Annotated in this window: 13 protein-coding genes; 7 read left to right on the top strand and 6 right to left on the bottom strand. The window is 52.5% G+C overall.

Annotated features, from left to right (window positions below):
• Nucleotides 1-10: 10 nt before the first annotated feature.
• From ACV8MC_RS12180 to treP, 3 genes are all read right to left on the bottom strand, one after another.
• Nucleotides 11-1,234 carry a maltoporin gene (locus ACV8MC_RS12180; RefSeq protein WP_150741874.1) on the bottom strand — a complete coding sequence of 408 codons (1,224 nt, stop codon included), beginning with the start codon at nucleotides 1,232-1,234 and terminating at the stop codon, nucleotides 11-13.
• 107 nt (nucleotides 1,235-1,341) lie between these two features.
• Nucleotides 1,342-2,988 (bottom strand): alpha,alpha-phosphotrehalase, encoded by a 1,647-nt coding sequence (treC, locus tag ACV8MC_RS12175; protein WP_457265389.1) that lies wholly within the window; start codon nucleotides 2,986-2,988, stop codon nucleotides 1,342-1,344.
• Between the two features lie 118 nt (nucleotides 2,989-3,106).
• A complete protein-coding gene (gene treP, locus ACV8MC_RS12170; RefSeq protein WP_041479919.1) occupies nucleotides 3,107-4,549 on the bottom strand; it encodes a PTS system trehalose-specific EIIBC component in 1,443 nt (480 codons plus the stop codon).
• 235 nt (nucleotides 4,550-4,784) lie between these two features.
• On the opposite strand from treP, the gene treR reads away from it, so the two are divergent.
• Nucleotides 4,785-5,489: a trehalose operon repressor gene (gene treR / locus ACV8MC_RS12165; RefSeq protein WP_056790138.1), complete on the top strand. Its 705-nt coding sequence runs from the start codon at nucleotides 4,785-4,787 to the stop codon at nucleotides 5,487-5,489.
• Nucleotides 5,490-5,589: 100 nt separating this feature from the next.
• Nucleotides 5,590-8,718: a membrane-targeted effector domain-containing toxin gene (locus tag ACV8MC_RS12160; protein ID WP_457265387.1), complete on the top strand. Its 3,129-nt coding sequence runs from the start codon at nucleotides 5,590-5,592 to the stop codon at nucleotides 8,716-8,718.
• Nucleotides 8,719-9,081: 363 nt separating this feature from the next.
• Here the strand turns inward: ACV8MC_RS12160 and ACV8MC_RS12155 are convergent, their stop codons facing one another.
• Nucleotides 9,082-9,543 (bottom strand): hypothetical protein, encoded by a 462-nt coding sequence (locus tag ACV8MC_RS12155; protein ID WP_098950442.1) that lies wholly within the window; start codon nucleotides 9,541-9,543, stop codon nucleotides 9,082-9,084.
• Between the two features lie 148 nt (nucleotides 9,544-9,691).
• On the opposite strand from ACV8MC_RS12155, the gene ACV8MC_RS12150 reads away from it, so the two are divergent.
• Genes ACV8MC_RS12150 through ACV8MC_RS12140 form a run of 3 tightly spaced genes read left to right on the top strand, consistent with a single transcriptional unit; the run spans nucleotide 9,692 to nucleotide 14,703 of the window.
• On the top strand, nucleotides 9,692-13,027 hold the full coding sequence (locus ACV8MC_RS12150; protein ID WP_457265385.1) for a hypothetical protein: 3,336 nt from the start codon (nucleotides 9,692-9,694) through the stop codon (nucleotides 13,025-13,027).
• Complete coding sequence (locus ACV8MC_RS12145) at nucleotides 13,020-13,496, top strand: response regulator (protein ID WP_320428390.1); 477 nt, start codon at nucleotides 13,020-13,022, stop codon at nucleotides 13,494-13,496. The genes ACV8MC_RS12150 and ACV8MC_RS12145 overlap by 8 nt, the downstream gene beginning before the upstream one ends.
• Nucleotides 13,486-14,703, top strand: coding sequence for a phosphorylase family protein (locus ACV8MC_RS12140; RefSeq protein ID WP_320428391.1), 1,218 nt, complete (start codon nucleotides 13,486-13,488; stop codon nucleotides 14,701-14,703). The genes ACV8MC_RS12145 and ACV8MC_RS12140 overlap by 11 nt, the downstream gene beginning before the upstream one ends.
• A gap of 76 nt (nucleotides 14,704-14,779) precedes the next feature.
• Here ACV8MC_RS12140 and ACV8MC_RS12135 read toward each other — a convergent pair whose 3' ends face one another.
• Complete coding sequence (locus tag ACV8MC_RS12135) at nucleotides 14,780-17,065, bottom strand: nSTAND3 domain-containing NTPase (protein WP_457265383.1); 2,286 nt, start codon at nucleotides 17,063-17,065, stop codon at nucleotides 14,780-14,782.
• A 474-nt stretch (nucleotides 17,066-17,539) separates the two neighbouring features.
• Complete coding sequence (locus ACV8MC_RS12130; RefSeq protein ID WP_457265381.1) at nucleotides 17,540-17,911, bottom strand: plasmid mobilization protein; 372 nt, start codon at nucleotides 17,909-17,911, stop codon at nucleotides 17,540-17,542.
• A 492-nt stretch (nucleotides 17,912-18,403) separates the two neighbouring features.
• Between ACV8MC_RS12130 and ACV8MC_RS12125 the strand changes: the two genes are divergently transcribed.
• Nucleotides 18,404-18,613, top strand: a complete 210-nt coding sequence (locus ACV8MC_RS12125) for a TraC family protein (RefSeq protein WP_124401818.1) — start codon at nucleotides 18,404-18,406, stop codon at nucleotides 18,611-18,613.
• Nucleotides 18,614-19,107: 494 nt separating this feature from the next.
• The gene (gene trbJ, locus ACV8MC_RS12120) at nucleotides 19,108-19,902 is read left to right on the top strand and encodes a P-type conjugative transfer protein TrbJ (protein ID WP_320428394.1); all 795 of its coding nucleotides are present in this window, start codon (nucleotides 19,108-19,110) and stop codon (nucleotides 19,900-19,902) included.

The raw sequence follows: 19,902 nt of genomic DNA, 5'->3' as shown, positions 1-19,902 counted from the left end.
GCCGCTTTGCTTATTTCCACCAGTATTCAACCTGCAGCCCGACATTGGCCCCGTGCCGTGCGTTGCCGAAGGCGCCGGTGTCGGACAGCGCCGAACCTTTGGCCAACAGGTTGGCGGCACGCTTGGCTGCCTGGTTCCAGCTGGCATAGGTGTAATACAGACGCACCTCGGGCCGCGCCCAGAATTCCGGGCCTTTTGGTGACCAGGTCGGCGCGAAGGTGAACTTGCTCAGCTTGCGCGTGCCGTCCGCCGCCTCGACCTGATCGTGACCCAGTTCGGTCACCAGTTTGAACTGCTCGCTCAGTGCATAGGCCGGGCGCACACCGAGTGACAGCCAGTTCTGATCGGCGCCGCCCTGACGAATATCTTTCTGATACACCGCCTGGAATTGTCCGCCAAAACGCGGAGTCAGTTGCCAGTCGAAGAACTCGACGATCCGATAACTCTTGTTGCGGTCATCGAGCCTGACGTTACCGGTATAGCCCAATCCGGTGCCCGGCCCTTCACCGTATTGCAGCGCCAGTTTGTTCTTGCCGCCGAGGAAGTCCTGCTGCACGTGCTGGGTGGTAATCGCCCAGCCACGGTGGGCGTCGCGGCTGTCGGGCTTGTCGATGTAGCTGAGGCCGAACTCAAGTTCACCGCCCGGGTTACTGTTGAAACCGCCGACGTTGAAGTCGTGGCGGTTGATGTAATCCTTTTGGTAAAGGTTGTCCTTGCGCGAAAAGGCGTAGCTGTATTTCAGGCCACCGAGCAACACGTCTTCAATGCCTGCACCGGTGGCGCTCTGGTTCCAGTAATAGAAATCGGAAATATGGATGTCGTTACGTTTGTAGTAGCGCCGACCGGCCCACAGCGAGCCGCCGTTGAGCGCGGGCATCGCCGACCATTGCGCGTAAGCCTGCGGCAAACGAATCGAGCCGTTGTCTTCCTTGAACGTCAGGCTACGGTCGTAACGGTTGTACAGCGATGCCATGCCGTCGACGCTCAGCACCGAGCCGTCTTCGAGGGTGTACAGATCCTGGCGCAGCTCGAGCTCACCGTACTGCTCGCACTCGTTACCGAGGCGATATTTGGTCTGCGCGCCGGGCAACTGGAAACACGACTGGCTGCTGCTGTTTACCGAGGTTCCGACACCGCTGCGCAGATAGCCGCCGAACTCCAGCGCCTGTGAGGACGTGGGCATTGCCAGACAAATCCCCGCGACTGCCAGGCTGTAATTTATGGTTGCTCTCATATATGCCACCCGTTGTTTTTATTGTGTGGTTGCAGGAATTCAGCGCGCACAAATCCCCCGCGCAGCGTTCTGCGTGTTTTTTCAAAGGTTGTTATTCAGTTAAAAAATCAGGGGTCGGTCAGGTGCAGCACGAAGGATTCGTAAGGTCGCAACTGCAGCAAACTCGTGCGTTGCGGGCAGTCCGGGTAGTTGCTGATCAGCAGGCGCTGCTCCTGGGCTTCGCCGATCAGCGCCGGTAGCTCGACCTCACAGGCAGTGCCATAGAAGTTGTTCACCACTAACAAGCGTTCTCCCGTCCCCTCGCGCAGGTACGCCCAGACCTGTGGATGCTCCGGCAGTAGTTGGCGATAGACGCCATCGGAGATCAACGCTTCAGTGCGGCGCAAAGCGATCAGGCGCCGATAGTGATGCAGCACCGATTCCGGGTCGTGCAGTTGATGCGCGACGTTGATCTGTGCGGCATTGGCCGGCACACCGATCCATGGTTCGCTGCGAGTGAAGCCGGCGTTGTGCCCGGCGTGCCAGTGCATCGGCGTGCGCCCGTTATCGCGGGACTTCTGCATGATCGCCGCCATGTTGTCGAGGTCGCTTGCCCCGGCTTCACGCTTGAGGCGAAAGATATTCAGGGTCTCGACGTCACGGTATTGCTCGATGCTCTCGAACCCCGGATTGGTCATGCCCAGTTCTTCGCCCTGATAGACGAAAGGCGTGCCCTGCAGAAAGTGCAGCGCGGTACCAAGCATCTTCGCCGACAACTCGCGGTATTCGCCGTCATTGCCGAACCGCGAGACCACGCGTGGCTGATCGTGGTTACACCAGAACAGCGCATTCCAGCCGCCACCCGCCTGCATGCCGGTCTGCCAGTCGGAGAGAATCTGCTTGAGCTGGAGGAAATCGAAATCGGCGCGCACCCACTTCTGCAGATTCGGGTAATCGACCTTCAGGTGATGAAAGTTGAAGGTCATCGACAGTTCTTTCGACTGCGGATTGGAGTAACGAATGCAGTGTTCCAGACGTGTCGAAGACATCTCGCCGACGTTGATCAGCTCATGCCCTTCGAAGACTTCGCGGTGCATCTGCTGCAAGTAGGTGTGCACGTTCGGCCCGTCGGTGTAGAAGCGCCGACCATCGCTGTCGTCCTCGGGGAATTCCGCCGGTTTCGAGATCAGGTTGATCACGTCCAGACGAAAGCCACCGACGCCTTTGTCGCGCCAGAAACGCATCATCTTGAACACTTCGTCGCGGACCTTGGGGTTGTCCCAATTGAGGTCGGCCTGGGTGTGGTCGAACAGGTGCAGATAATACTGGCCGGTCTGCGCTTCGTACTCCCAGGCCGAACCGCCGAACTTGGATTCCCAGTTGTTCGGCTGGTCGCGCCAGATATAGAAGTCGCGGTAAGGGTTGTCGAGGCTGCTGCGCGCCTGCTGGAACCACACATGCTCGATCGAGGTGTGGTTCACCACGATGTCGAGCATCAACTTGATCCCGCGTTTGCCCGCTTCGGCGATCAGCAGTTCACAGTCGGCCATGCTGCCGTAGCTCGGATCGACCGCGTAGTAGTCGCTGATGTCGTAGCCGTTGTCGCGCTGCGGCGAGCGCAGGAACGGCGTGATCCACAGGTAATCGACTCCCAGCCATTGCAGGTAATCGAGCTTGGCGACGATGCCGAGCAGATCGCCGGTGGCGTTGCCGGCATGGCTGTGAAAGCTCTTCGGGTAGATCTGGTAGATCACCGAACGTTGCCAGTCTTGCATGGCGGATTTCCCTCTTGAATTTTACGATCTCTGTAGGAGCTGCCGGAGGCTGCGATCTTTCGATTTTGAAAGGCAAGATCAAAAGATCGCAGCCTCCGGCAGCTCCTACAGTTGAATTTCAGGCAACCCGGTAACCCGGGCGGACGATCTTCATGCTCAGCACGCAGGTCAGGGCAAACGGCACGAGCATGGCAATCAGCATCCCGATGACGAACATCGGGATGAACTGCGGAATGATCGAGATGAAACCGGGCAGGCCACCGACGCCGATGGCCGAGGCCTGGATCTTGTTCAGCGAGAGGAACATGCAACCCAGCGCCGAACCGGCCAGCGCGGCGTAGAACGGAAACTTGTAGCGCAGGTTGACACCGAACATCGCCGGCTCGGTGATGCCGAAATACGCAGAAATCGCCGAGGTCGAGGCCATGCTCTTGTCCCGCGCATTGCGCGTCATCCAGAACACCGCCAGGGCCGCACTGCCCTGCGCCAGATTGGACATGACGATCATCGGCCAGATGAAGGTGCCGCCCTGGCTCGAGATCAATTGCAGATCCACGGCGAGGAACATGTGGTGCATGCCGGTGATTACCAGCGGCGCATACAGCAAACCGAAAATCAGACCTCCCACCAACGGCGCCAGATCGAACAGCATCACCAGCCCTTCGGTGATGTAGATGCCGATATGCCGGGTCACCGGGCCAATGATCGCCAGCGCCAGCACGCCAGTGACAACGATGGTGGTGATCGGCACCACAAGTAATTGCACGGCGTTGGGCACTCGCGCGCGCAGCCATTTTTCGATGACGCTCATCACGTACGCCGCCAGCAGGATCGGCAGGATCTGCCCCTGGTAGCCGACCTTTTCCACCTGGAACAGGCCGAGGATGTCGAAGTACGGCAGTTGCTGCCCATCCAGCCCGGCCACGGCCTTGCCGTAATTCCAGGCGTTGAGCAGGTCCGGGTGTACCAGCATCAGACCGAGGACAATGCCGAGAATTTCGCTGCCGCCGAAACGCTTGGCCGCCGACCAGCCGACCAGCGCCGGCAGGAACACGAACGAGGTGTTGGCCATCAGATTGATCAGGCTCCACAACCCGTCGAGGTTGGGATAGGCATCCAGCAGGGTCTGGCCCTCGATGAACATGCCCTTGGCACCGAGCAGGTTGTTGATGCCCATCAACAGGCCGGCAATGATCAGCGCCGGCAGGATCGGCATGAACACATCGGAAAACACCCGCACCAGCCGCTGCATGGCGTTTATCTTCTCGGCGCTTTTCTGTTTAACGTCGGCGATGGTCGATGCCGCCAGGCCCGTCTGCTGGCGCAGTTCGGCATAAACCTTTTCAACATCACCCGGGCCGATGACCACTTGATACAAGCCGCCGGTGAAGAACGAACCCTTGACCAGATCGACGCCATTGAGCGCGGCCACATTCACCAGCGCGGGGTTCTTCAGCGCCAGGCGCAAACGCGTCACGCAATGCGCCGCCTGCTCGATGTTGTCGCGGCCACCGAGGCTTTCCAGCAGCTCCTTGGCGATGTTCGGATAGTCATGGCTCATGCTTGTTCTTCCGTCGTGGATTGTTGTTATTGGCAGCACGCCGAGAGGAAAAATACTCGTCTGTACGAGTTAATGCAACAACTCGTCTGTACGAGTTTGCGTCCGTGGATGAACGTCAGAAAAATGCGGATTCTTCCTACTCTGACCTAAGATGTTTTCCTTCGTCCGCATGGACAAACCCCTACCCAGCCCTTAAGGTTCGGGGTTTTGAGTACCGTCGGCACAGAGTCCAGCCATGAGCAAATACAACCAGATCTACAGCGATTTGCTTGCCAGCATCACCACGCAGCGCCTGGAGCGCGGCGCCCGGCTGCCTTCCGAAACCGAGCTGATGGACACCTATCAGGCCAGCCGTGGCACGGTACGCAAGGCCATCGACCAGTTGCAGGAACGCGGTTTCGCTCAGAAGATTCACGGCAAAGGCGCGTTCGTGCTGTCGACCAACCCGATCGAATTCCAGCTCGGCGGCATCGTCAGTTTCCAGGAGACCCACCCGCGACTGGGCAACGACGTCAGCACCGAAGTGGTCGAGATGTGTCAGGTGCCGCTGGAAGGTGCATTGCTTGAACATATCAATGCCGAGCCCGGCAGCCCGATCACCCGGATCAAGCGGGTGCGGCGCATCGACGGCAAACGCGTCATCCTCGACATCAACCACTTCGTCAGCGAGGTGATTCCCGACCTGTCTGCAGACATCGCCGAACATTCGATCTACGCCCACATCGAACAGACCCTGCAACTGCAGATCGCCTACGCCCAGCGCACCATCGAAGCCGTGCCGTGCAGCAAGGACGACCACCACCATCTGGACCTCGACGGCCAGAGCCATGTCATCGTGGTCAGCAACCAGACCTTCCTGCAGGACGGCCGCCAGTTCGAGTACACCGAATCGCGGCATACGCTGGACAAGTTCTATTTTTCCGATGTGGCGCGGCGCTGAGGCATATCTTTCGATACGCAACACGCGATAACCGGCTAACACCCTCCCCTTGAGCGCATGGGCCATCTTCTGCCTTTGTGTCTCAAGGATGAACACCCGCATGACCGCTCCCGAACGTCGTCTGCTGCCAAACGCAGCGGACAAAACCGCCCTCAAAGCCATCGCCACTACCATTGTGCAGAACTGCCCAAGCCTGCTGGATGAGGCCCGGCTAGTCGCGATCGAACTGCTGACCGCCAAGGGCCTATCTGGCCTTGATCCCGACCAGGTTTATTTCCATCGTTTCAAAACGGCGCAAAGCAGCACGCTGACCTTTACCGGTTGGGAGCACTTGCTGGAAAAGCCTTATGAAACGCTCACCCTCACGCAACTGGTCGTCCATCGATTTCGCGCCACCGACCAAGACAACGCAGATTTGCTGGGCCTTTACTGCGGCTTCTACTCGGATGGCCCGGGCGCGGAGAATTTCAATCAGAGCAACGAAGTGCGACTGCTTGGCAGCGATGTGCTGAAGTCATTCTGGGCCGTTGATTTCAGCACGCGTTACAGCGGTCAATTGACCAAATTCTGGCAAACCTCGTCGGACGATTTCCGCGCCATGGCCAAGTGCAATTTTCTCAGTCAGGCGGTGCAGGCGCTGCAACAGGGGGACGTTGACGGCAATGACTTTCAACGCATCGTCACCTCGTTGATCGGCCCCGTTACCTGGCCGGTAACCCTGCAAATGCTCCGATCGACGTACCCGGTCGGCGCGCAGGTGCGCACGCTGGACCTGGACGGTCACGTCGCCACCAACGTGCTGCGTCTGGTCGAAGACAGTGGCCGACAGACCCTTTACCTGCCGGGACAGGCCCAGGCCTTTCGGCTGATGGACACTGCCGCGGATCTGCACTGGTGGCTGCTTGAGCAGATGAATTCAGAGCAGAAACGCTCTTTGTTTCTCAAGCACTTCTCGCTGGCTGACAGCAATCACATCACCGAGAACCTCACTGATCTGATGAACCGTTTGGTGAGCACCTGGGGCCACAGCGATCATCGAATGATCAACCGCAGCAACGTTGCGATCAGCGGTGACGCCTTCACGTGGTTAAGCGAGTCGACCCGCACGGGCATGGTTGCCGAGGCGCATCTGGTGCTCACGTCCAACAGTGACCTGCGCAAGAAACTCTGGACCGGCTATCTGAGCGCCGGGCTGAAAGTGTTCGGCCCGATGGCGGCCGTGGGCTGGCCTGCAGCTTTGCCGTTGATTGGGGCGGGCGTCGTCAACACGGGGCTGAACATCGATCAGGCGATCAACGGCATTACGGCGACCGAGCGTAGAGCCGGGGTTATCGGTGCGGTGCTCAGCGCTATCGAAACCGTATTCAATGTCCCGTTCCTGATTGGCACTGGCGCGCAGTTGGAAGTTGGGCCACAGGTCGAGTATGCCGAGGCTGAAGAGATGCGCGGGCTGATCGAACTTACTTCGGCTGACTCGCGGTCATTGCCGCCTCTGGATCCCCCGCCCGTCACGTCGTCCAATGAAACTGCCAGCGAGTTGGCAAACGAAATCCCTGGCGAAACGGCATTCGTCGATGTCACTGAGCCATTGATTACGCCTGCTCTGCCGCAAGGTTCGACTTTTGCGCAAGTACCGGCCAGCTATCGATGCAACGAGTTACTTGCGCAACACGCTGTAGAGGCGACGCCGGGGAAATACGAAGGCATCTACCGCCTCGACAAAGAACCCGGTCATGCCATCGAAATGGATGGCGCCGCCTATTACGTGCGCTACTTCGCCGACTCGCACGACGGTGGCAACTGGGCAATCATCAATCCCGAGCGTCCCAATCAGTTCGCTTATTCGTTGCCGGTCCGCCTGGGAAGCGCCGGCAAGTGGGAGCGCATGCCAGCGCTGCGGCTGCGCGGAGGCGGTCAATGCGTGGGCAAGGCATGTTTGCCGGAGACTGATGTGAGCTCAACCGAGGCAACACCGTCGGTGGACCTGCCACGCGTCGAACCGCTTCCAGGCGTTCCGTGTCCGCTACGCCCGGCTACGAAGCTCAAAGGTATCTCAGAGACGGAAATACCCGGAATGAGAAGATGGGCAATGAACTTGCCCAACCCTTCTGCCGAGACCACAAGCGCCGGACGCCGCTATCTGCTGGCTACCGACCGATACGTGGCCCATTTCGGCGAACAACGCACGGCTCTGCTGAACGACGCCGAAGCATTCTACCGGGAGTTGAAATGGATCAACCTGCCCCAGCGCCCGGTCATTCCGCCCGTCAGTCCGCAGATGGAGATCGATGAGTTGATTGATCTCATCTTTGCCAATACCGATGGACTGGCCGTCGGTGAAACCCTCGATCGCATCGCCAGCACGCGCTTCATGATCGAGAACATGCCAACGTTCGCGCGGCATATCAAAACGCTCTACGTGCGTGGGTTGCTGAGTGATTTCGCCCAGGATGACCTCAACCATTTCTACCTGTCGGGTGACATGTCAGAAGACCTCAGTACCTATTTGTCCAGCCTGGGCACTGACCCTGAGAACCGGTTCAACATGCTCGAATTGATCCGGGCTGCCCAAGCCAATGGCGTCCGGGTTCATGGACTGGATGCAGCAGAAACCTGCACGCTGAAAGTCCCGCTCACGTCGATCGAAGAGCAGATGATCAAGGCGCGCCTCGCAACGCAGATCATGGAGCGTGACAAGCTGCTCAACAGACCCGGCAAGTGGGTGGCTCTGGTCGATGCCACGAATACCAATACCTTCAGAGATCTGGCAGGCATAAGCGAACTCCGCGGCGGCATCGGTTTGCGCATCGAAGAAGTCTGGCCCGACGAGGTGGCCGACCTCAGGATCGACCCGGGAGTGGAAGTCGCTCGCGGCCCGTTTTACAACGGGGCGACGACAAACAGCGCCTTCGACCCTCTGTTCGCTGACCTGCGATTGCAGGTCAAGGCCCCCGTGCCGCCATGGAATGATGCAACGCTGGAAAAGCTTCTGCCTCGCAATGGCATGTTCGTGATACGGAAAACAGAACCAAGCACATACACACTCGTGCGGCGCAACAGCGCCAGCAACATCGTGCAAACAAGGGTGCATTGCACCGCAGATGGCCGGTTTTATATCTGGGACCAGTCGATGCGCCGCATCACCGGCATGGTCTTCCGCGACATCGCCGCAGTAGCCGAGCGCCTGATCGAGCTCGGCATGACCCTGCAAAGTCGTTTACCCGCCTGATCAGTTATCAGGGCTCTGAAACGAAAAAACCCTTGGCTTCACGCCAAGGGTTTTTCGTTATTCGAACCGCAGCAGGATCATTCCCACTCTATTATAAACTACCAGCAAAAGCCGCTATGACAGGCAGCTAAAAGTCATAACTGCACGGAATACCATGAAGAATGCCATAACTAAGACTTCACAGCTATGCGGGTGAGAGCATCCAGCGAAAGCCCTAGCTACGCGCCCGCGACTGACCAACTGAAACGAAGCCCGTACGGTATTCGACTCAATGCTTCATCCGCACGGGCGCAAGAAAGTCGCTCCGCCAGCTCGCTACAACCTTAGCCTGTGGACAAGAACATAAATAGATCAACTACTATTTTAAGGTTTACAAGCAAAGCTAACAAAGTAAGGAGTTACTACAAAGGCAACACCAATCAAACCCACCGCTAAAAAGGATAGCCTGAAGCACTTTCCGTAAGTCCACGCCGATTCGCTTCCAAGACCAGCAGCGTTGTTTCTTTCCTTAGTGAATATAGATACCTCTGAGGAAAGCCCGACACCCTCCAAATAGCACAACGTCGCTTCCGCATGCTTTATTATAAAAGACACTCGTTGGTCGAGCTTCCAGAATATAAATGCCACTAAACTTAAGAAACAACCTAAAAGTGAAACCAGAGCTGAAAATTTTCCGCCCTGCTGCAAGCCAACCCCTATTCCGGCAGCAACAAGACCAGAGATCGCTAAAAAGAAATTGAACACTGTCATTCGCTGTTGCGCATGCAGTTCGAAGTACTTCCAAGCGTGTTCCATCGAACGCTCAAACTTTATAACATCATCCATATCCACCTCGACAATTAAAATTACTTTAACTCAAGTACAAGCACACAACACTTGATACCCAGAAGCAAATCAAAAACAGTTTGCAATAGTAATATCATTTTGGCATTATGACAAGAAAATCCGCTTTTGTGCCAAAAAGGACCACAGCATGAAAATGAGAAAAACGACAAACATAAACTTAGTTGATGTCCAAAATCTTGTTCGAGGAGCTCTCGCAAAGCTCAAAGAACCAAGCACACCAGAACGAGCGCGTGATGCAGGAAAACAGGCTCAGTATTGTCAAAAGCAAATCAACAAAGCAATATCAATGGCCAAAGCTAAACTCAGTCAAACGTTGCTCAACGAGTTTTTTGAATGGCTGGCTCTACAATTGGGCGCCACGGGAGCAGTTCAATCGTCTCTCGGAGTCGAGCTTAGTTCAATAGGTATATTCCCTGCTGAGATCGACTCCCTCGATCTTGCTTCAGAAATAGACACTGCGCTGTCTAAAACAGCACGTTTTTCGGGAAAATTAGAAGCATTCGCTGATGTAGCCTGTAAAATTTCATCTGCAATACGGGACTCAGACTGGGGAACTGCTGCTACCTACCTGAAAGACTTTGAGAGCGTGGAAGGAGTGTCTTACTGGTCGCTGGAGACAAGCCTTGCTTTGCTCCAAAAGACAGATGGCCTAGAGCCTATGAAAACTCGAAGCGCGGAGCTCTCAGTATCAGCGTATGGTTTGACTAGATTTTATCTGTATTTTTTTGGTGTGCGAAATGAACCCGCTCAAAACTCAGCTCGCTATCGATCCAACACAACTAGAAGAGTTGATGATGCAGACCTGAGCGAAGCAATGAGAGTGTATTCCAAGTATAGACTGCACGGAAATCTGGGATCATCTGACCAAGACTTGAGACTTATTCTTGCCGCTGAGCAATTTACCACTCCTATTGATCTCTTATTTACGCTTATTAAAGCATGTAAAAAAATACTGTGCAATCAGAACAATTATACGGTAGCAGTACGCAGCAGGGCCAGCAGAGCAATAGATGTGCTAAGTCCAATATTGAGCAGACTTAACCTTCTACCTATAGGCGACAGCACCTCAGAAACCATTAGCTACAACGCTAAAACTGCTAGCTACGCAAAATCCGCAATACAAATTTCTTTTGGTTCCGAGCCAGCAAAACCTCTTTCTTTATTTGATGAGATATTTGCACGCGGACTAGCATCACAAATATCATCGCAGAACAGTGATCTACACGCCGAGGAACTAGCAAAATTCTGTCTGAATTTCAGTTGGATATCTGAATGTATCGAAGTAGGAGACTTGGTGTCGCTCCCGACACTGCCAAAAATATTTGAAAGCTGTATCTCACCTATATCCTCGCCTCCCTCCACAATGTCGTTCGCACTTCAGAACGAAGCCAAGTACTTGATGCAGGATCACGATAAACTGGGAGCGGAACTCCAACAAATTTATGATGCACTGTACACAAATATCAAACCTGAAATCTCAAGAATTCATAATCGTCTTACACAGGATTGTGTCGGCGTTATAGCAAGCAACCGCTACTTTACTAGTGGAGATCATGCTACAGCCGTTGAAATTTGCGCCAAGTCGGGAATATATAACGCCAAGATAATTGCCGCGCTCCCAATAGTGGATATGTATTACGGCTATAAATGGTCAACCGTTAGAAGGAGTGGCGAACTCTTACACGTTGCGATTACACTCGATCACTTTTTAAAAATCGTAGACGAGCGCACATACAGAACTTACAAAAGATATGCAATTGAAGATCTGATGAAAGTTTATAGCTGTAAATCAATCGTTGATCTACCACAACGCCTGCTGGAATCTGATCACTCTATCGAACTAATTGCTCATTTGTGTGCAAACACCTGCAATCTGGTAACAATTGAACTATTACCTGGCATGACGAGTTCTAAGAAGTCAAGACAGACTAGGAGCGATCTACTCAAAGCATTGGCAAAACTGAAGCCGCCAATGGAAGAGCTATACATCCAAGAAGCTATTCATATCGAAGATAGTCTTCATGTCGATGATGGATTAGAAGTCCTTGATGACAGCAAGGTGTATGTAGACGAGCAGTCAATTATGAATGCGCTTAGCGCTGAAGTCTCCGCAGACTTTCAACGCTATAAAAAATTAGTTGAGAGCGGGGTCGGTGAATCCGAAGACCTTCAAGAGGTGATAAAAAGTTTTCGTTCGCCATCTGCTAAGAATTTTCAAGTTCCAAAAAACGAGGCGGATGATCTTTTAGGGGAACTAGTAGGCTCTATAAGAGAGAAATTCCTGTGGGATCCAGTTTCCGGATTAGATATATTAATTGGAAGGCGCATAAGGCACGGTACAATTGCAAGTGAACTACGCGGTGTACTTGAGCCTGTGGAATTAATATGCCAAAGACCAAAACCAGGAGCAGACTATCAGCTTTCTGCTAGACTGGACGCGTTAGCGGCAAAGCTTGATCCTAAAAGAAGAAAGATCCTGAAAGCAGCTTTTTCGCGTTTTTCGGAATCGATCGACTCGACAATTGGCTTACTGCGCGATGAGTATTTTTATGTAAAATCTAAAAACAAGCCTCGCGGGGTATTTGATTTAGTTATTCCCACCTCATTTTTAATGCTACTCCGCGCTGTTGCACAAGCATGCAACTCTGCCGACCAGTTCCTTAAAGAATGCATCGGAATGTTTTGGTATGATATAACCGGGAGATGCGAGATAGCCCGTCCCGCCATCGATCATGAAATCAAAAAAAATCTTCAATCTGCCTTTTCAAAACTAACCAATGAGCTCCGAAGCAATGGCATTGACGATGTAGAACTATTATCCAGTATTGTCCACCAGTCGGAGGAGTTACATCGCAGGGCCTCAGTTATTGCAAGCTGGATCAGAGTCCCCAACATAGAACTAGATGAAAGTTACACACTAAAATACATAGTGGACGTAGCAGTAGCCTTTGTCAGTGGTCAACATACGAAATTCAATCCAGAAATTGAAGCAAGCGTACCAGAGGACCTATTTTTAGATCTTCATGGATTCTCTATTATACAAGACGCACTCTACCTGGCGTTAGTTAATATATACGAGCACTCAGGCGTAAAAACCAGAAACCAAGTATCAATAAAAGTCGACCTTGATGCTGCAACCTCACTTCTTCACTTTACCATTACTAATGACATTGCCGAAAACACAATCACACCAGAAAAAGAGACTAAACTAAACTCACTAAGGCAAGATATTAAAAAGCGCGCTTACGGCGAAAGAGCTAAGCAAAACCGAGACTCTGGGATTAGTAAGCTTGCGACGATAGTAATGCAGTACAAAGACACCAACATATCTTTTGGCTTCGAGGGAAAAGATTTATTTCGCTTGGAGTTTCAGCTTCTATACTTAGGTAGTCCACCATCTCGGGCCGAAGATCCTCCATCCCGTGAAGCTTCGAAAATTATCGAGGTAGAATATAATGCCTAATTTCAAGATTTTGATTGTAGAGGATAGCGAATCAAAACTTACTAGCATACAGGGTGTCGTGGAGCGAGTAATTCCATATGTGACACTTCGCAAAGCATATTCGGTTAGATCTGCGATAGATGCACTGGAAGAATATGTACCCGATTTCATAATTGCTGATATGTCTTTACCTACGTATGACATCGAATCGAGAGAACGTGGTGGTACTCCTAGACCTTTTGGAGGCATTGAGGTCTTCGAAACCCTTGAACGCTATGAAATGGAGATTCCTACTCTAGTAGTGACATCGTATCCAGTATTCAGCGAGGGATCGAAAAGCTTGGGGCTAACAGAGCTATCAAAACAGCTGAAAAAGGACTTCCCTAACACCTTTTTAGATACCGTATATTTTGATTCAGCATTCTCTGACTGGGAGCTTCGCATCGAATCTAATCTTAGATCAATTTTAGAGAAAAAAAATGCCTCTTGACATACTTTTGCTAGAAGACGACCCGGCAAAAAAAGGGAAACTCCTTGCCCTGCTCAAAGATAAAGGTCTATTTGGGCGTCTGGACGTTGCTATCTGCACGAGCCAAGCACTAGAGCTAATTGAAGATCGCCCACGCTATGACTTGTTAATAGCCGACGTGGTCGTGCCTGGCGAATTAGGTAGTGAAAAGGACGAAAGAAATTGTATAGATTTTTTCAACAGCATTGACGACATTATACCAGCGGAAAAAAGACCGCTTTATTCTTTACCTATAAGTGCTGCTACGGACCTGACCGATGCAGCTTATGATTTTTTCAGCTGTCGGCCTTGGGGCATCCTCCCCTATTCGGAAAACGATGAAGACTGCCTCAATGCATTACACCGTATAGCCGTTTGGATTCTTAACGACAAAACGCAACGCGAGCAGCGTAACACCTGCGACGTTTTTATAATAACTGCACTTCCTCATCCCGAGTACAGCGCCATTGAAAATCTTAAATTAGATTGGGGCCCCTTTGAACCGCTGGATCGTACGCACCTAATACGCTATGCATCCCTGAGCGTTGCTGGGAGTACTATAAAAATCGGGGCAGCTTTTTGCGCGAGAATGGGGGCCGTTGCAGCTTCAACATTGACTACTAAAGCATCATTGATTCTTAATCCGAAGATTGTGATTATGGCTGGTATCTGCGCCGGAATTGCAAGTAAAGCCGGGATAGGAGATGTGGTTGCGGCAGAAGTTTCTTGGGACTGGCAGAGCGGCAAATATATAGACAAGAATGGCGAAGAAGCATTTGAATCTTCCCCCCACCACATCAACATCGATGATGAATTAAGAAACAAACTATTTCTGCTGAAGAGGGACGAGCCCTTTTGGAAATCTTTTTCCGACTATGCTAGAGAGCATAAATTGCAGCTTCCAAAGCTCGTATTAGGACCTATGGCTACAGGCTCATCCGTACTCGCTGATGTCCGAGTATCAGAGCGGATACGTACAATCCAACATCGTAATGTTACAGGCCTAGACATGGAAACTTATGGGGTTTATGCCGCAGTATCATCAACTCTTACAGGTGCAGACTTTATTTCATTGAAATCGGTTTGCGATAATGGCGACAAGAAAAAAGATGATCAGCATCAACAATACGCAGCGACAATCTCTGCGAACGCTGTAGAGCAATTTATCCGCCACTACTTTCGGGAATAAATCAGCTAACATCTTGCACATGTAATGGTGGTGAGAAAGAATATACTTTTCGACCACCTTCATGGCTTCGACTAACCTACCGATCAAGGAGAGTGGTGAAAAGGTCTCGGAGGGCAGTGTCGTCAAATTTTTCCCGATCACGCCTGTTCGATGACGAGACACTCGGAGAGGAAGCGTGACTGCTTTGGTCTTGAATCTCGCCTATACGATCCTCAATAGCTGAAATGGCGCTGCTCAACACAGCGTCCGGCACCCCAAAACGGGGGGCAAACTTTTTCAGGGCATCGATCCGATCTGATAGGGAGGACTCGCTATCATCCTCGCTGATACGGATGGTGTTCTCCTCAAATTCTTTGAGCACAGCCGCCTGCAAGGCAAGGGTGATGCTGGCGGGCAGCCCATTCGCTGCGTCCACCGCATCGACAAGCGTGGAGAGCATGTCACTTGAACTCCAGCGTATTGTTTCCCTGAGGATATTTTCGATTAGCGCTAATAATTCGGCTTCGTAAATGAACGGCCGGCTACAGCTCCTGTCGCTCAGCAAAGAAAAGAAGGCGATCAGAGCTTCCCCGTCCGACCATGCATCGAAGCCTTGCTGGGGATTGCGGGCGATCGAGATGATACTGTCGGCAAACCGCTGCTCGTCAGTGAGCAGCCACCAATCCATCAGCATTCGGAGCCGCTTGGAGTTCGTGGCGTCATTGTATTCGAGAGAGCGGGCGTCACCAGCTCGGGGTCTCCAGTGCGGACGGGTTTCTATCATCTCCAACATGCCAACGGAGGCTCTGGCGATCTTCGCTTGCTCGGCTTCGCTGAGTCCGTTCGGATGCACGAAGTCCCACAGGCTCGACAGCCAATCGATGGAGGCTGCTGCGGGAGCAATGCGAATGAGGAGGTCCGTGTCCAATAGGTAGGCTGAGAGATAGTCCTTGAGTGAGGGATTGAGAAAAGAGACCGTTGGCCCGCTGATGTTGACGATGTTTATGAAGCTACCTTCAAGAATGCGAAGTGCTTCTTCGAAATCCTTAGGCCCATGTTCCAGGCCGTAAGCTGTGCTCATAGCGGTATGTAGGCTCTCGAAAGATGAGCGAAGGATGGCAAGGGGAACCCCATACTCCGTAAGGAAAAACATCGCCATCAGAAGGTGCCTGCAACGATGATCAATGTGCGTCCGGAAAGCAGTGTCCCAAATCTGGCTGGGATTGTTTAAAGCATCGATAAAGGCGGCGGGATAGTAAGCGGATTCGATATCACCGATGCGAAATGCATCCGTCATCGCCTCAATAACACGTGGGTTATAGTTCTTGTGATCAACAATTTCCGAGAGCTTATTGCTTTCCAATAGAGCCCGGATATGCGACTGCGGTGTCTCTAGTACTAGGAGATGGTTGTAGAGAATCCGCGCCTTGATTCGGCGGGTATAGATGCCAACATCGAGCACGTACTTCGTCACATCGAGACGCTGGTCGCCTAGATGTTCGGAGACTCTCCGGGCTTCCTCAAATATGTAGCCCCTCGTCGTCAGAATAAAACGGGCGTTCGGTGAGCGTCGTACGCGGCTCATAAACCGCGCTAAATCTGAATCCTTGTGCGCTAGAGCTTGTCGGTCGAGGGCGACCTTTCCTAAGAAGTCGTCGAAAAGGAATACCTGCTTTTTGCTGTCGGTAATCGCAGCGAAGCCGTCCTCCAGACTGCGGATGGGAACGAGCTCCCACTGCTCGCTCAGGAAGGTGTAGCAAAGCATCTCGGCCAGTGTCGTTTTGCCGACACCTGGCGGACCGGAGATGATGAGAAGCCGATGTTTTTCTAGCGTAGCTAGTGATTCGTCGAAGCTGGGGTTCGATGCATAAACGCGAACCTTTTGTTCGATGTCCTCCTGCGTGAACGCTGCGAAGGTATGGGCCGCCGCACGTACGACACGCTCCAAAACACCCGCCCCGGAGAGCCACAGTTTGATATGCGACTTGAGGATGTCTGGGTACTTCCGGAGAAGACCGTTAATGTCCTCCGGACCAAAAATATCCGCTTCAGACTTCAGGCTTGGCCCTATGAGCGGGGCGAGTTTGCCCTTGCCAAGCGGAGTGAACTTACAAGAGGTCGCAAGAATATATCGGGTGGGAGCCAGCTTATCGATTGACAAGCGCTCACGCTTCATCGCGGCAGTCAGTTTGCTGAACGGCGAACCTTCGTAATGCTTCGCCTGAAGGATGACGTTACCGCTGGACTGCGCGTGCCGACCGTCAATGCCGCCATCTGGCCCTGCACAGAATGCCTCGAAGCGAAGTCCTTCTTCTTTTCCGATGAGGTCCCGGACCAGGTCCTCAAAGTCCGCCGATGAGAGATTTCTAAAGTCATAGTTCATGCCGCAGTATCGTCCATTAAAAAAAATTTCGCTCCTATCAACTGCTGTCAGCACACACACGATGCGGCGGCTAAGCGAGCAGATCCTCAAGTACAGAATCAGATCTGGGGGAAAACTGGATGCAACGATTCGCCGACATTAGGCGTGCTGGTTCTACTTGTGCGCTCCAAACGCGAGGGTTAGCTGTTGTAACAAAATAGCCAGTTCTGCTGGGCTGCCTTCGCGTAACACGTCGGCAAGTAGTTCAGCCGCATATGCTGGGTCAGCACGAAGCTGCTCGGACATTGCTTCACTGTGCGGTCGATCTTTCATCTGGTCCTCCCCTATCGCCTAGTGACCTGCGAGCGCAAGCCAACCAATAGCATACGTTGAGCAATTGAGCGACGGCATCGTTCTCAAAACAGTCCGAGGGGCAGCCAACCTGCTATCAGTCTTTGTGGATTGCACAATCCAAAAGCGGTTCAGAGCTAAGACTTACTTGTGAGCTTTGACAATCGCTCCCATCTTCATTCCTACGGCCACCTGCAACCTCCGAAACTCCATCATCACACTTTCCACTTCAATGACGTTCGCGCCTTCTCCACGCTTCTCTGCAAGCCAGAGTTTTAACAGACCAGCAACCCGCCCGAGGTCGCCACTCACCTTGGCCAAATCACCCACGGCGATCAGGTCAACGACCGACCGAATGGGCGTGTTCATGCCTATGGCGCGAAGGTAGCCAGATCGGGACATGCCAGCTTCTTTGGCCTTATTCGTGATCACCGCCTTTTCCTCGTCAGTGACCCAAACCTCGATTGGCTTGCCGCGTCGGCGAGCCGTTGTTTTTTCTTTGGTGCCACCTGTCATGGGTGCTCCTGCCGTTGCTGTGTTTTTGTTCTTAGACGCGGCAGCGGCTGCACGCCTCGCAGAGCAAGATACGTTGAGCCGCAGGCGAATAAGGCTAGGTGTTGGGAGGGTGCGGGCTTGCCCGCACCCGTACAACACACATCTTGCCGTCTGCCTGGGTGCAATTAAAAGAAATTTATTGCTAATAGTCGTTTCGGCAAAGTCAGTTGCCTTAAATTTCCTTGAGTTGCGTTAATTCTCTCTAAGTTGCCTAGAGTTGCATTAATTTAGGTAAGGAATTGCCTAAAATTGCTTTGAGTTAACTCAATCGACTAAATTTAAATGAATGAATCAAACAGAGCGGAGAAAGTATGAGCGCCGGCCAACTTACCGCGACCACGCTTAGCTCGTAGCGACGCCGATCCTGATATGGTTAACAACTCCAGCGGTCGCTAGAATCTCCGCTGCCCACAATAGATCAAGGCCGAAATGACACCAAAAGGAGCATGAAAAATGGCTAGAAAAACCCTTTCTGAGCGTCGAGCTGACGCCTGTTCTGAACTAGAGATGGCTAAGGCAAGGCTTGCAAAACTAGACAATGAGGCAGCAGAAAGAATTGCAAGAATTGCAATAAAATCAGGATTAGTTAATCTTGATCTCGCGGACGATCACATCCGGGAAGAATTCGACAGAATCGTGGAAAGGATAAGCAAGAGGAATTGATTATGAAGACAGCTCACCGCATCAGCGCTTTGGCCACTCAACTCAATGAACTGCAAGCCTGCCTCGGCCGAGCCAGTGGGCAATCTAGTAAGCGCATTGCGGAGGCCCAGCGCATCGCGGCCGAGCTAGCTTCTTCACTCGAAGAGTGGCACCTTGAGACGCTGCACATCCCTGAAACTGAGCGTTGCCTCTATCGCACTCATAATCCTTATTACGCAGCCCACTGACGCCGCGCACCAACTTATAAAAAGCTCACTTCAGTGGGCTTTTTTCATCCGCAAAACGCATCAAACCGGACAGCCAATTCTTCTTCCTTACAAAAGAAAAAACCTAGACAAGCCAGAGAGTTTCCATCATTAAAGGGTTGATTAACGGACAGTTTCCGGACGCAACTTATTGCAATCTAAGCGGATAGACTATTATCCGCATATTCAAAACAACGCCATATCGGAGAATAATCAAACCTCAAGCTACTACAAAATTAGGTATTCGGTATGGAAATAGAATCGCAAAAAACGTCAGTTTATGTCGCTCGGATATTCGGCCGAGGCGCGGCGCTAGCTGTGGCAATGGCAACCACAAGCCTTGGTGTAGTTCTCTATATGACACCTGCCCCGGCTTACGCCATCTACTGCTCTAACTGCTCGACGTTCTATCAACAGATGTTCGAGTACGCCGAGCAGGTCAACACGGCGCTGAACACCGCCGAGCAACTGCAAACGCAAATTCAGCAGTACCAAAACATGGTCACGCAGGGCACGGGGTTGCCCGATTCGATGTTCGGCAGCATCGCGGCTGACTTGAAAAGCGTGGTCAACATCTACAACCGCTCGCAGGTCTTGGGCCGCCAAATCCAGAATATGGATTCGCAGTTCAACACGGCTTTTCCTGGCTTCGAGTCCTACCTGAATCAAGCAGCAAACTCGGCACAATTCCCGGCACGGGATCGTTATCAGAAGTGGTCTAAACAAGGCAGCGACAACGTAAAGACAGCACTTGAGGCGGCGAATCTCAATACCAGCACGTTCGAGTCTGAAGACACTCAGCTTAATCGCATGGTGTTCCGTTCGCAGTCAGCCGTAGGCCGCATGCAAGCTATTCAGGCGGGCAACGAAATTGCTTCCCAGAACGTGCAGCAACTGCAAAAACTGCGCGATCTGATGGCCACCCAAATCAATATGCAGGGCAACTACATGGCCCAGCAAGGAGACCGGAAGGCCGCTAGCGAAGCTGCGGAACAACAATTCGAGGCTAGGAAAAATAACTGGGGAGCTTCGGAGGATTTCTAA

Source organism: Pseudomonas sp. PK-RTE-24, from assembly GCF_054052265.1.
This window is presented reverse-complemented; position numbering and strand designations above follow the sequence as displayed.